13 protein-coding genes are annotated in these 14,757 nt (G+C 53.3%); 12 read left to right on the top strand and 1 reads right to left on the bottom strand.

Annotated elements, in window-relative coordinates; all coding sequences use genetic code 11:
• Positions 1 to 34: 34 nt before the first annotated feature.
• The 12 genes from aroA to ACLD4F_RS00195 all read left to right on the top strand — a co-directional run bounded on the left by aroA (position 35) and on the right by ACLD4F_RS00195 (position 13,915).
• Positions 35 to 1,318, top strand: a complete 1,284-nt coding sequence (gene aroA, locus ACLD4F_RS00140; RefSeq protein ID WP_411010624.1) for a 3-phosphoshikimate 1-carboxyvinyltransferase — start codon at positions 35 to 37, stop codon at positions 1,316 to 1,318.
• 142 nt (positions 1,319 to 1,460) lie between these two features.
• Positions 1,461 to 2,222 (top strand): M48 family metallopeptidase, encoded by a 762-nt coding sequence (locus ACLD4F_RS00145; RefSeq protein ID WP_000792301.1) that lies wholly within the window; start codon positions 1,461 to 1,463, stop codon positions 2,220 to 2,222.
• A gap of 172 nt (positions 2,223 to 2,394) precedes the next feature.
• Complete coding sequence (gene cmk / locus ACLD4F_RS00150) at positions 2,395 to 3,078, top strand: (d)CMP kinase (RefSeq protein ID WP_080208152.1); 684 nt, start codon at positions 2,395 to 2,397, stop codon at positions 3,076 to 3,078.
• A gap of 113 nt (positions 3,079 to 3,191) precedes the next feature.
• Positions 3,192 to 4,865 carry a 30S ribosomal protein S1 gene (gene rpsA, locus ACLD4F_RS00155; protein WP_000140324.1) on the top strand — a complete coding sequence of 558 codons (1,674 nt, stop codon included), beginning with the start codon at positions 3,192 to 3,194 and terminating at the stop codon, positions 4,863 to 4,865.
• 155 nt (positions 4,866 to 5,020) lie between these two features.
• Entirely contained in the window at positions 5,021 to 5,305 is a 285-nt protein-coding gene (gene ihfB / locus ACLD4F_RS00160) for an integration host factor subunit beta (protein ID WP_000167332.1), read from the top strand.
• A 229-nt stretch (positions 5,306 to 5,534) separates the two neighbouring features.
• Positions 5,535 to 7,799 (top strand): ComEC family protein, encoded by a 2,265-nt coding sequence (locus tag ACLD4F_RS00165; RefSeq protein ID WP_411010625.1) that lies wholly within the window; start codon positions 5,535 to 5,537, stop codon positions 7,797 to 7,799.
• Positions 7,800 to 7,835: 36 nt separating this feature from the next.
• Positions 7,836 to 9,584, top strand: a complete 1,749-nt coding sequence (msbA, locus tag ACLD4F_RS00170; protein WP_000551246.1) for a lipid A ABC transporter ATP-binding protein/permease MsbA — start codon at positions 7,836 to 7,838, stop codon at positions 9,582 to 9,584.
• Positions 9,581 to 10,558, top strand: coding sequence for a tetraacyldisaccharide 4'-kinase (gene lpxK / locus ACLD4F_RS00175; RefSeq protein WP_000561696.1), 978 nt, complete (start codon positions 9,581 to 9,583; stop codon positions 10,556 to 10,558). Before msbA ends, lpxK begins: the two co-directional genes overlap by 4 nt.
• A gap of 43 nt (positions 10,559 to 10,601) precedes the next feature.
• On the top strand, positions 10,602 to 11,834 hold the full coding sequence (locus ACLD4F_RS00180; RefSeq protein WP_411010626.1) for a winged helix-turn-helix domain-containing protein: 1,233 nt from the start codon (positions 10,602 to 10,604) through the stop codon (positions 11,832 to 11,834).
• A gap of 51 nt (positions 11,835 to 11,885) precedes the next feature.
• Entirely contained in the window at positions 11,886 to 12,068 is a 183-nt protein-coding gene (ycaR, locus tag ACLD4F_RS00185) for a protein YcaR (RefSeq protein ID WP_000350061.1), read from the top strand.
• A complete protein-coding gene (kdsB, locus tag ACLD4F_RS00190) occupies positions 12,065 to 12,811 on the top strand; it encodes a 3-deoxy-manno-octulosonate cytidylyltransferase (RefSeq protein ID WP_000011576.1) in 747 nt (248 codons plus the stop codon). The genes ycaR and kdsB overlap by 4 nt, the downstream gene beginning before the upstream one ends.
• Positions 12,812 to 13,021: 210 nt before the next feature.
• Complete coding sequence (locus ACLD4F_RS00195; protein WP_000436889.1) at positions 13,022 to 13,915, top strand: YcbJ family phosphotransferase; 894 nt, start codon at positions 13,022 to 13,024, stop codon at positions 13,913 to 13,915.
• Here ACLD4F_RS00195 and elyC read toward each other — a convergent pair.
• Positions 13,895 to 14,671, bottom strand: a complete 777-nt coding sequence (gene elyC / locus ACLD4F_RS00200; RefSeq protein ID WP_000899554.1) for an envelope biogenesis factor ElyC — start codon at positions 14,669 to 14,671, stop codon at positions 13,895 to 13,897. The genes ACLD4F_RS00195 and elyC overlap by 21 nt on opposite strands.
• Between the last annotated feature and the right edge of the window lie 86 nt (positions 14,672 to 14,757).

Consider the following 14,757-nt stretch of genomic DNA (forward strand, 5'->3'; position numbering starts at 1 on the left):
GGTTTTTATTTCTGTTTTTTGAGAGTTGAGTTTCATGGAATCCCTGACGTTACAACCCATCGCGCGGGTCGATGGCGCCATTAATTTACCTGGCTCCAAAAGTGTTTCAAACCGTGCTTTGCTCCTGGCGGCTTTAGCTTGTGGTAAAACCGTTCTGACGAATCTGCTGGATAGCGATGACGTCCGCCATATGCTCAATGCCCTGAGCGCGTTGGGGATCAATTACACCCTTTCTGCCGATCGCACCCGCTGTGACATCACGGGTAATGGCGGCGCATTACGCGCGCCAGGCGTTCTGGAACTGTTTCTCGGTAATGCCGGAACCGCGATGCGTCCGTTAGCGGCAGCGCTATGTCTGGGGCAAAATGAGATAGTGTTAACCGGCGAACCGCGTATGAAAGAGCGTCCGATAGGCCATCTGGTTGATTCGCTGCGTCAGGGCGGGGCGAATATTGATTACCTGGAGCAGGAAAATTATCCGCCCCTGCGTCTGCGCGGCGGTTTTACCGGCGGCGACATTGAGGTTGATGGTAGCGTTTCCAGCCAGTTCCTGACCGCTCTGCTGATGACCGCGCCGCTGGCGCCTGAAGACACAACTATTCGCGTTAAAGGCGAACTGGTATCAAAACCTTACATCGATATCACGCTAAATTTAATGAAAACCTTTGGTGTGGAGATAACGAACCATCACTACCAACAATTTGTCGTGAAGGGCGGTCAACAGTATCACTCTCCGGGTCGCTATCTGGTCGAGGGCGATGCCTCGTCAGCGTCCTATTTTCTCGCCGCCGGGGCGATAAAAGGCGGCACGGTAAAAGTGACCGGGATTGGCCGCAAAAGTATGCAGGGCGATATTCGTTTTGCCGATGTGCTGGAGAAAATGGGCGCGACTATTACCTGGGGCGATGATTTTATTGCCTGCACGCGCGGCGAATTGCACGCCATAGATATGGATATGAACTATATTCCGGATGCGGCGATGACGATTGCCACCACGGCGTTGTTTGCGAAAGGAACCACGACGCTGCGCAATATTTATAACTGGCGAGTGAAAGAAACCGATCGCCTGTTCGCGATGGCGACCGAGCTACGTAAAGTGGGCGCTGAAGTCGAAGAAGGGCACGACTATATTCGTATCACGCCGCCGGCGAAGCTCCAACACGCGGATATTGGCACGTACAACGACCACCGTATGGCGATGTGTTTCTCACTGGTCGCACTGTCCGATACGCCAGTCACGATCCTGGACCCTAAATGTACCGCAAAAACGTTCCCTGATTATTTCGAACAACTGGCGCGAATGAGTACGCCTGCCTAAGTCTTCTGTTGCGCCAGTCGACGGGCTGGCGCGCCGAGTCCGTATTCGCACTATTTTTATAATTATGACTAATGCTAATTTGTTGATGATTTAACACATTGATTTATGTGTTTTTTATAATAGTTATCAACGGAAGATTAGTATGAAAAATAAATCATTATTACTGGCGGTGGCGATTTCCGCTACGCTACTGGCAGGATGTAAAAATGGCGTGAATGGCAATTTAATCGCCAGTTCCGGCATGTCAGCCTACAAAGCCGCCACACTGTCCGATGCGGATGTTAAAGCATTATCTAATAATGCCTGTAAACAAATGGACAGCGAGAATCAACTGGCAGGTTCGAAAAGCAAATACACCAAACGTCTGAGCAAAATCGCCAAAGCGCTGGGTAACAACATTGACGGTACGCCGGTTAGCTATAAAGTCTATATGACCAGCGATATCAACGCATGGGCGATGGCGAACGGTTGCGTTCGCGTATACTCCGGCCTGATGGATCTGATGACCGATAATGAAATTGAAGGCGTACTGGGCCATGAACTGGGCCATGTCTCTTTAGGGCACTCCCGCAAGGCAATGCAGACCGCCTATGCCACGCTGGCGGCTCGCGATGCGATTTCCGCCACCAGCGGCGTCGCAGCGCAGCTTTCCCAGTCTCAATTGGGCGATCTGGCGGAAGGTGTCATCAATTCGGCGTTTTCTCGCAGTCAGGAGTCTGATGCGGATGACTTCTCTTACGATCTGCTGAAAAAACGCGGGATTAACACCCAGGGCTTAGTCACGGCATTCGATAAATTCGCCACAATGGACGCAGGTCATGCAAAATCATTGATGGACTCCCACCCGGCCTCAGCCGATCGCGCGCAGCATATGCGCGACAGAATTGCCGAAGATAAAAAGTAAATCATTGTCATCTTCCGGGCTGGTTTCTCGCCGGCCCGCTATAATTGCGCAATTATTCCGCATCTGATTACAGACAAAACTGGTTTTTGCACGCAACGTTAACGGTCGCGAGCGTTGGCGCGTATAATGCGCGGCGTTTACGTTAACGGTACGCCTGTTTAAGGAGATAAAGATGACGGCAATTGCCCCGGTAATAACCATTGATGGCCCAAGCGGTGCAGGTAAAGGCACCTTGTGCAAAGCAATGGCGGAAGCATTGCAATGGCATCTGCTGGATTCCGGCGCGATATACCGCGTACTGGCGCTGGCGGCATTGCACCACCATGTCGATCTTGCCTCTGAAGATGCGCTGGTGCCGCTGGCGTCCCATCTGGACGTGCGTTTCGTCTCAACGGACGGCAACCTGGAAGTTATCCTGGAAGGCGAGGACGTTAGCGGCGAAATCCGTACGCAGGAAGTCGCGAACGCGGCATCCCAGGTGGCGGCATTCCCACGCGTGCGTGAAGCGCTTCTTCGCCGCCAACGCGCATTCCGCGAAGCGCCTGGTTTAATCGCCGATGGACGCGATATGGGGACCGTGGTCTTCCCGGATGCGCCGGTAAAAATTTTCCTTGACGCCTCCTCGGAGGAACGTGCGCATCGACGTATGCTACAGTTGCAGGATAATGGCTTTAGTGTTAACTTTGAACGCCTTTTGGCCGAGATCAAGGAACGCGACGATCGCGATCGTAATCGCGCTGTAGCGCCGTTAGTTCCTGCTGCTGATGCATTAGTTTTGGATTCTACCCGATTAAGCATTGAGCAAGTGATTGAAAAAGCGTTACAATATGCGCGCCAGAAATTGGCTCTCGCTTAAATGCGACCGAATTTGTAGTACCCCCGTTGCAAAGGATTGACAGCGGGTATGTTAAACAACCCCATCCGGCACGGAGCCAGGTGGACGTTAAATATGAAACCTGAAGATTAAACATGACTGAATCTTTTGCTCAACTCTTTGAAGAATCCTTAAAAGAAATCGAAACCCGCCCGGGTTCCATCGTTCGTGGTGTTGTTGTTGCTATTGACAAAGACGTAGTACTGGTTGACGCCGGTCTGAAATCTGAGTCTGCCATTCCGGCTGAGCAGTTCAAAAACGCCCAGGGCGAACTGGAAATCCAGGTTGGTGACGAAGTTGACGTTGCTCTGGATGCAGTAGAAGACGGCTTCGGTGAAACTCTGCTCTCTCGTGAGAAAGCTAAACGTCACGAAGCATGGATCACGCTGGAAAAAGCTTACGAAGATGCTGAAACTGTTACCGGTGTTATCAACGGCAAAGTTAAGGGTGGCTTCACTGTTGAGCTGAACGGTATTCGCGCGTTCCTGCCAGGTTCTCTGGTAGACGTTCGTCCGGTGCGTGACACTCTGCACCTGGAAGGCAAAGAGCTTGAATTCAAAGTAATCAAGCTGGACCAGAAACGTAACAACGTTGTGGTTTCTCGTCGTGCCGTTATCGAATCCGAAAACAGCGCAGAACGCGATCAGCTGCTGGAAAACCTGCAGGAAGGCATGGAAGTTAAAGGTATCGTTAAGAACCTCACTGACTACGGTGCATTCGTTGATCTGGGCGGCGTTGACGGCCTGCTGCACATCACTGATATGGCCTGGAAACGCGTTAAGCATCCGAGCGAAATCGTGAACGTTGGCGACGAAATCAACGTGAAAGTGCTGAAATTCGACCGCGAGCGTACCCGTGTATCCCTGGGCCTGAAACAGCTGGGCGAAGATCCGTGGGTTGCTATCGCTAAACGTTATCCGGAAGGTACCAAACTGACTGGTCGCGTGACCAACCTGACTGACTACGGCTGCTTCGTTGAAATCGAAGAAGGCGTTGAAGGCCTGGTTCACGTTTCCGAAATGGACTGGACCAACAAAAACATCCACCCGTCCAAAGTAGTTAACGTTGGCGACGTAGTGGAAGTAATGGTTCTGGATATCGACGAAGAACGTCGTCGTATCTCCTTAGGGTTGAAGCAGTGCAAATCTAACCCGTGGCAGCAGTTCGCAGAAACCCACAACAAGGGCGACCGCGTTGAAGGTAAAATCAAGTCTATCACTGACTTCGGTATCTTCATCGGCCTGGACGGCGGCATCGACGGCCTGGTTCACCTGTCTGACATCTCCTGGAACGTTGCAGGCGAAGAAGCAGTTCGTGAATACAAAAAAGGCGACGAAATCGCTGCAGTTGTTCTGCAGGTTGACGCAGAACGTGAACGTATCTCCCTGGGCGTTAAACAGCTCGCAGAAGATCCGTTCAACAACTGGGTTGCTCTGAACAAGAAAGGCGCTATCGTAACCGGTAAAGTCACTGCAGTTGACGCTAAAGGCGCAACCGTAGAACTGGCTGACGGCGTTGAAGGTTACCTGCGTGCTTCTGAAGCATCCCGTGACCGCGTTGAAGATGCGACTCTGGTTCTGAGCGTTGGCGACGACGTTGAAGCTAAATTCACCGGCGTTGATCGTAAAAACCGCGCAATCAGCCTGTCTGTTCGTGCGAAAGACGAAGCTGACGAGAAAGATGCCATCGCAACTGTTAACAAACAGGAAGATGCAAACTTCTCTAACAACGCAATGGCTGAAGCATTCAAAGCAGCTAAAGGCGAGTAATCCTCTGAAACTTCGGGCCTTTTAGTCCGAAGTATAACGAGATTACTTGACAGATTGCAGGTTTCGGCCTGTAATCAAGCACTAAGGGCGGCTACGGCCGCCCTTAATCAATCTCACGGCTGCAGCCAATTTGCCTTTAAGGAACCGGAGGAATCATGACCAAGTCAGAATTGATTGAAAGACTTGCAACCCAGCAATCTCACATTCCCGCTAAGGCGGTTGAAGACGCGGTAAAAGAGATGCTGGAGCATATGGCCTCGACTCTTGCGCAGGGCGAGCGTATTGAAATCCGCGGTTTCGGCAGTTTTTCTTTGCATTACCGCGCGCCTCGTACCGGACGTAACCCCAAGACCGGCGATAAAGTGGAACTGGAAGGAAAATACGTTCCTCACTTTAAACCGGGTAAAGAACTGCGCGATCGCGCCAATATTTACGGTTAAGTTTTAACGCAAAACTTGAACCCGAAAAAAGCACCGTCAGGGTGCTTTTTTCATTTATACGCCGTCAGGCGCAAACGCTATTCGACCGAAAACTGGAAAACGTTTCGCATTTTTTGCTGCGTCTTACATTTATCAGGTAAAAAACCTGGAATCCGCGCCGTATAGTACAAAATCCCCTCCAGACAATGGCGTCCTGAACCTGCACACTTTCCCGCACAGGGAGGTGTCTATGAAGATAACGACGGTCAGCGTATGCGTAGTATGCGGCATACTTCCGCTCATGATATTGCCAGTATTACCTAACACGTGGATTCTCGCGGTGCTGTTTTGTCTGGCATGTTTGCTTTGCCTCATACCCCATCACTATGCGCGCTACGCGGCATTAACCTTGCTCTTTTTCATGTGGGGGATATTTGCCGCCAGGCAGGCCATCTGGGCGGGAAACGTCCTGCCCGCCGCGACGCAGGAGGCGACAGTCGTCATTACTGCCACCGATCATATGACCACTCATTATGGGCGAATCACCCATTTGCGTGGAAAGCCGCTCTTTCCTGCTGTAGGGATTGTCCTGCATGGCCAGTACTTACCCACGGAAGTGTGTGCCGGGCAACAGTGGGCGATGACGCTGAAGGTCAGAGCGGTACACGGACAGCTTAACGAAGGCGGTTTTGATAGCCAACGTTACGCGCTGGCGCAGCACCAACCATTGACCGGGCGTTTTCTACAGGCTAAAGCGATTAACCCTGAGTGTAGCTTGCGTGGGCGCTATCTTGCTTCGATTCGCGCTACGCTTGCGCCTTATCCGTGGCAACAGGTTATTCTGGCGTTGGGAATGGGGGAGCGGGGAGAGGTGTCGCAGGAGGTGAAGGCCGTTATGCGCGATACGGGGACTGCCCATTTGATGGCGATTTCCGGCCTGCATATCGCTTTTGCCGCGTTATTGGCTGCCGGATTAATCCGTGGTGGACAATTCTTTTTGCCGGTCAGATGGATTCGTTGGCAGACGCCATTGCTGGGCGGCATTCTTTGCGCGATATGTTATGCCTGGCTTACCGGCTTACAACCGCCTGCGCTGCGCACGGTGGCGGCACTGAGCGTCTGGGGAGGATTAAAATTAAGCGGACGACAGTGGAGCGGCTGGCAAGTCTGGTGCTGCTGTCTGGCCGCGATTATTTTCGCCGATCCTGTGGCGGTTATATCACAAAGTCTTTGGCTGTCAGCATTTGCGGTTGCCGGCCTGTTATTCTGGTATCAGTGGTTTCCTGCGCCAAACGGAAATTTTCCACGGGGCTTACGTTGGTTGCTTAACCTGCTTCACCTACAGGCAGGCATTACACTTCTGCTTTTGCCTCTCCAGGTGGCGCTTTTTCATGGCATAAGCGTTACCGCAATGCTGGCGAATCTTTTTGCCGTACCCTGGGTCACATTTGTGACGGTTCCACTCATCCTGGCGGGAATGATTCTGCATTTAACCGGGCCGTTTTTTCTTGAAGAGTGGGTATGGTACCTGACCGATCGCGCGTTAGCCGCGCTATTTTACCTGTTGAATGCTTTACCGCAGGGCTGGGTGAATATTGATAACCGTTGGCAGTGGCTGACGTTTTTGCCCTGGCTAATGCTTATCGCGTGGCGATTAAACGTCTGGCGTACCTGGCCGGCGGTCTGTTTATGCGGGTTATTGTTGATTAGCTGGCCACTCTGGCGGCCGATAAACGCCAGCGGATGGCAGGTGCATATGCTGGATGTCGGTCAGGGGCTGGCGATAGCGATCGTCAGGGGCGATAAAGTAATACTCTACGATACCGGTCGGGCATGGCCGGAGGGCGACAGCGGGCAACAGGTTATTATTCCCTGGTTGCGCTGGCATAATCTGACGCCGGAGGGCGTTATTTTGAGTCATGAGCATCTGGATCATCGGGGCGGGCTGCGTTCGCTACAGCAGGTCTGGCCGTCAATGTGGATTCGCAGCCCGTTAGGCTGGCAGGGACATTTGCCCTGTTTTCGCGGCGAGCAGTGGCAATGGCAGGGGCTAACGTTTCAGGCGCACTGGCCGTTACGCGAAAGTGCCGATCGAGGAAATAACCGTTCTTGTGTGGTCAAAGTGGATGACGGTGTACATAGCATCCTGCTCACGGGCGATATCGAAGCGGGCGCTGAACAAAAAATGCTAAGTCGTTACTGGCGACATCTTGCGGCGACGTTTATCCAGGTGCCGCATCATGGTAGTAATACGTCGTCGTCGCTACCATTTATTCAGCGCGTACATGGTGAAACGGCGCTGGCGTCCGCATCGCGCTATAACGCATGGCGGCTGCCGTCCCGCAAGGTAAAACAGCGCTACCGACAGCAGGCGTATCAGTGGTTTGATACACCCCACCAGGGGCAAATTTCGCTGCTGTTTTCTCCGCAGGGCTGGCGCATACAAGGCTTACGGGATCAAATTTTACCTCGCTGGTATCATCAGTGGTTTGGCGTGTCCGAGGATAACGGGTAGAATATGCGGCTATTTCAACAAATGCTGGTTTTTTGAATGCATAACGATAAAGATCTCTCTACGTGGCAGACCTTCCGCCGACTGTGGCCAACCATAGCGCCTTTTAAAGCAGGTCTGATCGTGGCGGGCATAGCGTTAATTCTCAACGCAGCCAGCGATACCTTCATGCTATCGCTCCTCAAGCCATTACTGGATGATGGTTTCGGTAAAACGGATCGCTCAGTGTTGCTGTGGATGCCGCTGGTGGTTATTGGGCTGATGATATTACGAGGCATCACTAGCTATATCTCCAGCTACTGTATTTCATGGGTGTCAGGCAAGGTGGTAATGACCATGCGCCGTCGCCTGTTTGGCCATATGATGGGAATGCCCGTCGCCTTCTTTGATAAACAGTCTACCGGTACGCTGCTATCGCGTATTACTTACGATTCAGAACAGGTTGCCTCTTCTTCATCTGGCGCGCTGATTACCGTGGTGCGTGAAGGGGCATCGATCATCGGATTGTTTATCATGATGTTCTATTACAGCTGGCAGTTGTCGATCATCCTGGTTGTTTTAGCGCCGATTGTGTCGATTGCGATTCGCGTTGTCTCAAAGCGGTTCCGCAGCATCAGTAAAAATATGCAGAACACGATGGGACAAGTGACTACCAGCGCTGAACAAATGCTGAAAGGACACAAAGAGGTACTGATTTTTGGCGGTCAGGAAGTCGAAACTAAACGCTTTGATAAAGTCAGCAATAAGATGCGACTGCAAGGCATGAAAATGGTCTCTGCCTCGTCAATTTCCGATCCTATCATTCAGCTCATTGCCTCGCTGGCGCTGGCGTTTGTCCTCTATGCTGCGAGCTTCCCAAGCGTAATGGATAGCCTGACGGCTGGGACCATCACCGTGGTGTTCTCCTCCATGATCGCGCTGATGCGTCCATTAAAATCGCTGACAAACGTTAACGCGCAGTTCCAGCGTGGGATGGCGGCTTGTCAGACGTTGTTTGCGATTCTGGACAGCGAACAGGAGAAAGATGAAGGTAAACGTGTCATTGACCGCGCGACCGGCGATCTCGAATTCCGCAATGTGACGTTTACTTACCCGGGCCGTGAAGTGCCGGCATTGCGTAACATCAATTTGAAAATTCCTGCCGGGAAAACCGTGGCGCTGGTGGGGCGTTCCGGATCGGGTAAATCAACTATCGCCAGTCTGATCACCCGTTTCTACGATATTGATGAAGGACACATCCTGATGGATGGTCACGATCTACGCGAATACACTCTGGCCTCTCTACGTAATCAGGTGGCGCTGGTTTCGCAAAACGTGCATCTGTTTAACGACACGGTCGCTAATAACATTGCTTATGCCCGGACGGAAGAATACAGCCGCGAGCAGATTGAAGAGGCGGCGCGCATGGCCTATGCCATGGACTTTATCAACAAGATGGATAATGGCCTGGATACCATCATCGGCGAAAACGGCGTACTGCTTTCCGGCGGTCAGCGCCAGCGTATCGCGATTGCCCGCGCCTTACTGCGCGACAGCCCGATTCTGATCCTTGATGAAGCGACGTCCGCGCTGGATACCGAGTCTGAACGTGCGATTCAGGCAGCGTTGGATGAGCTGCAGAAAAACCGTACCTCTCTGGTGATTGCGCACCGTCTCTCCACCATCGAACAGGCGGATGAGATCGTTGTAGTCGAAGACGGCATTATCGTTGAGCGCGGCACTCATAGCGAGCTGCTGGCGCAACACGGCGTTTACGCCCAGCTACATAAGATGCAATTTGGCCAATGATTGCGCGTATCTGGTCGGGTGAATCCCCGCTATGGCGGTTACTGCTGCCGCTCTCCTGGCTGTATGGCCTGGTGAGCGGGGCGATTCGTCTGAGCTATAAGCTTGGTTTGAAACGCGCCTGGCGAGCGCCAGTACCGGTGGTTGTGGTAGGGAATCTTACGGCTGGCGGTAACGGTAAAACCCCCGTAGTCATTTGGCTGGTGGAAAAGCTGCAACAGCGTGGCGTGCGCGTGGGGGTCGTTTCCCGCGGCTACGGCGGGAAAGCTGCCGCTTATCCGCTACTTCTGACGCCGGAGACGACAACCGCAGAAGCGGGAGATGAACCGGTATTGATTTATCAACGGACCGGCGCGCCTGTCGCGGTAGCGCCTGAACGCGCCGCGGCGGTGAAAGCGATTCTGGCGGCGCATAATGTGCAGATTATTATCACTGACGATGGGTTGCAGCATTACCGACTCGCGCGAGATATTGAAATTGTGGTGATTGACGGGGTGCGCCGTTTTGGCAACGGCTGGTGGCTTCCTGCCGGTCCTATGCGCGAGCGCGCCAGTCGCCTGAAAACCGTAGACGCCGCTATCGTCAATGGCGGCGTCGCCCGGGCGGGCGAAATCCCCATGCAGCTAGCGCCTGGACTGGCGGTGAACTTACGTACGGGAGCGCGTTGCGATGTGGCGCAACTGAGCAATATTGTGGCGATGGCGGGCATCGGTCATCCGCCGCGCTTTTTCGCCACGCTGGAAGCCTGTGGCGCGCATCCGCAAAAGTGCGTCCCGCTGGCCGATCATCAAACGCTCGCCCCTGCTGACGTTCAGGCGTTGGTCGGTGAAGGGCAGACCCTGGTAATGACGGAAAAAGACGCGGTGAAATGCCGTGCTTTTGCCGAAGATAACTGGTGGTTCTTACCGGTTGATGCGCATTTGTCCGGTGAGCAGCCTGATAAGTTGCTTCAACATATCACCTCGCTGGTTCGCTAGCGTCCCCCAATGCAGCGGCAGTGATGAATTTATGGAGTCATGAATGTCATTGCCGTACCTTTCTCTTTCCCAGGCCCGGTGTCTTCACCTTGCTGCGCAGGGGCTATTGAAAAAGCCGCGCCGTAACGCGCTGCCTGGCGATGTTCTTGCCGCCATCTCACGCATGGCGTTGCTGCAAATTGATACCATCAATGTTGTCGCACGTAGCCCCTATCTGGTGCTGTTTAGCCGTCTCGGTTCGTACCCGCAGGCCTGGCTGGATGAGGCGCTGCGACGCGACGAGTTAATGGAATACTGGGCGCATGAGGCCTGTTTCTTACCACGCCGCGACTTTAAACTTATCCGCCATCGTATGCTGTCGCCGGAAAAGATGGGCTGGAAATATCGCGCGGCATGGATGCATGAGCACGCGGAAGAAATAGAACAGCTAGTGCGGCATATTCAGGAGCACGGTCCGGTGCGTTCTGCCGATTTTGAACATGCGCAGAAAGGCGTCAGCGGCTGGTGGGAATGGAAACCACATAAACGCCACCTTGAGGGTTTATTTACCGCCGGAAAAGTCATGGTTGTTGAGCGGCGTAATTTTCAACGTGTATATGATTTAACGCCCCGTGTGATGCCATACTGGGATGATGAACGCGATGGACTGTCACAGCCGCAGGCGGAAAGCCTGATGCTGGATAATAGCGCGCGCAGTCTGGGGATTTTCCGTGAACAGTGGCTGGCGGATTACTACCGCCTGAAACGTCCTGACCTGAAGGGATGGCGGGAGAGCCGGGCGGAACAGCAGCAGATTATTCCGGTCGAGGTGGAAACGTTGGGGCGGATGTGGCTTCATGCCGATCTTCTTTCGCAGCTGGAACCGGCGCTGAATAACGCCTTAAAGGCGACCCATAGCGCAGTACTGTCGCCTTTCGATCCTGTGGTATGGGATCGCAAGCGGGCAGCGCAGCTTTTCGGATTTAACTATCGGCTGGAATGTTATACGCCCGCGGCGAAGCGCCAGTACGGTTATTTTGTGCTGCCGCTATTATACCAGGGCCGTTTAGTCGGGCGAATGGATGCCAAAATGCACCGTAAAACGGGGGTACTTGAGGTTATCTCGCTGTATCTGGAGGACGATATTCGTCCTGGCGTTAATCTGCAAAAAGGAATCTGGCAGGCGATTAGCGCGTTTGCTGCCTGGCAACGGGCATCGCGCGTGACGCTGGGACAATGTCCGCCAGGCCTGTTTAGCGCCATGCGTCATGGCTGGGAAATAGACCCTGCACCATAACCGATTATGTTAATATTGAAGGATTCACAATCCGGTCCATCTGGAGGAACTATGGATCATCGTCTGCTTGAAATCATCGCCTGCCCGGTATGTAACGGCAAACTCTGGTATAACCAGGAACAGCAAGAATTAATTTGCAAACTGGATAATCTCGCTTTCCCGTTACGCGACGGCATTCCTGTATTGCTGGAAAATGAAGCTCGCGCCCTGACATCTGATGAGAGTAAATCATGAGTTTCGTCGTCATCATTCCGGCCCGTTTTTCATCTACCCGACTGCCAGGCAAACCATTAGTGGATATTAATGGTAAACCCATGATTGTTCATGTCCTGGAGCGGGCGCGCGAATCTGGCGCGGAACGCATTATTGTCGCGACCGATCATGAAGACGTGGCTCGTGCGGTAGAAGCGGCTGGCGGCGAAGTGTGCATGACGCGCGCCGATCACCAGTCCGGCACCGAACGGTTGGCGGAAGTGGTAGAGAAGTGCGGATTCAGCGACGATACCGTTATTGTGAACGTTCAGGGCGATGAGCCGATGATCCCGGCGGTTATTATTCGCCAGGTCGCGGAAAATCTGGCGCAGCGCCAGGTTGGCATGGCGACGCTGGCGGTGCCGATTCACAGCGCCGAAGAAGCGTTTAACCCGAATGCGGTAAAAGTCGTGCTGGATGCTGAAGGCTATGCGCTTTACTTTTCCCGGGCGACGATTCCCTGGGATCGCGATCGCTTTGCAAAAAGTCTGGAAACGGTAGGGGATACTTGCCTTCGTCACCTGGGCATTTATGGCTATCGCGCGGGATTTATCCGCCGTTACGTGAGCTGGCAACCCAGCCCGCTGGAACATATTGAAATGCTGGAGCAACTCCGTGTGCTGTGGTACGGCGAAAAAATTCATGTCGCTGTCGCCAAAGCGGTGCCCGGCACGGGCGTAGACACCGCCGACGACCTGGAGCGCGTGCGCGCTGAAATGCGTTAACATGATCCTGTTCATGATCGTCTTAGACGGTCATGAACAGCGCGGTATGATAGCGCAAAGATGAATACTCACGTCTGCTCATCAGTGGCGGCTTTCTCGTACCGTTACGATTTTCCTCATTTTTCTTTTCTTCCCTTGATCTGATACGGGTGACATCTGTCCATACGACGCTCATTATTAAAGCAGTAGCACTAATGGGGGTAATCTGGAATGGAACAGTTGCGGGCCGAACTCAGTCATTTGTTGGGTGAAAAACTTAGCCGTATAGAGTGCGTGAATGAGAAAGCGGATTCCGCATTGTGGTCATTATATGACAGCCAGGGCATTCCGATGCCGCTGATGGCGCGAAGTTTTACCACTCCCGGCGTTGCGCAGCAACTGGCATGGAAAACCTCAATGCTGGCGCGTAGCGGTACGGTGAGGATGCCGGTAATCTATGGCGTATTGACGCATGAAGAGCATCCTGGTCCGGATGTGCTGCTACTGGAACGACTGCGCGGTGTGCCGGTCGAGGCGCCGGCGCGCACTCCGGAACGCTGGGAACAGCTAAAAGATCAGATTGTCGAAGGGCTGTTAGCCTGGCATCGGCAGGATAGCCGCGGTTGCGTGGGCGCCGTAGATCATACTCAGGAGAATATCTGGCCTTCCTGGTATCGTCAGCGGGTGGAGGTGCTGTGGACGACGCTAAATCAGTTCAGCAATACCGGCCTGACAATGCAGGACAGACGCATTCTGTTTCGTACCAGAGAATGTCTTCCTTCGTTATTTGAAGGGTTTAACGACAACTGCGTACTGGTGCATGGCAACTTCTGCCTGCGCAGTATGCTTAAAGACGCCCGTAGCGATCAGCTTCTGGCGATGGTCGGCCCCGGGCTGATGCTGTGGGCGCCGAGAGAGTTCGAACTGTTTCGCCTGATGGATAATCCATTGGCGGAGGGATTGCTTTGGCATTATCTGCAACGCGCGCCAGTGGCGGAGTCCTTCATCTGGCGGCGTTGGCTCTATGTGCTGTGGGACGAGGTTGCGCAATTGGTCAATACCGGACGTTTTAACCGTACCAATTTTGATCTGGCGGCGAAATCATTACTCCCCTGGCTTGCCTGATATGCCTTTCAGCCATTGCCAAAGTCGCCCTAATGTTTCATACCCAGCGCGATCGCTGTGCATCAGCCAGACCGGGGACGGAATTGCCCGCTCCCAGGGATTGAGCGGCGAATCGATCGCCAACTGATTCGCCGGTGCGGGAAGCGGATTCAGCCCGGCATGCTGAAAGAAAATCATCGCACGCGGCAAATGCGAGGCGGAGGTTACCAGCAGGAAAGGCGCGTCGCCGATGGCCTGCTTAACGGCGGCGGCTTCTTCTTCCGTATCTTTTGGTTTATCCAGCGTAATAATATCGCTACGCGGTACGCCCAGCGACTGCGCCACCCGCGCACCGACTTCCGCCGTGCTTACCGTATTGGTTTTTGCTACGCCGCCGGTAAAAATCAGCCTGGCTCCCGGATTTGCGCGCCACAGCCGAATGCCTTCCGCCAGCCGCGGTAAGCTGTTGTTAATTAAATTAGAGCTCGGCGCCCACTGCGGGTTCCAGGTATAGCCGCCGCCGAGAACCACAATATATTCCACCTTTTGCGGACCCTGCCAGGTAGGGTAGCGGTTTTCTATCGGACGCAGCAAATGGTCAGAGACGGGTTGCAGGCTTAATAGCAATAGCGCCAGCCAACCTACGCTGATAAATACTTTTCCGGTTTTCTGAAAGCGGCTAAACCAGAGCAGCGCCAGGCCGACGCCAATGATCAGCAACATCAGCGGAAGCGGCAATAACATACCGCCAATCACTTTCTTTAGTGTAAAAAGCATCCTTTTTGGTTCCTTTTTTAACCATATAGCGGAGGATTAACGGTGATATTACACCAGACAGGTTCATTCTCGCCGCGGCTGTGACA

This window comes from Salmonella sp. 741265050_HSA (assembly GCF_046569445.1).
Classification (GTDB): domain Bacteria; phylum Pseudomonadota; class Gammaproteobacteria; order Enterobacterales; family Enterobacteriaceae; genus Salmonella; species Salmonella enterica.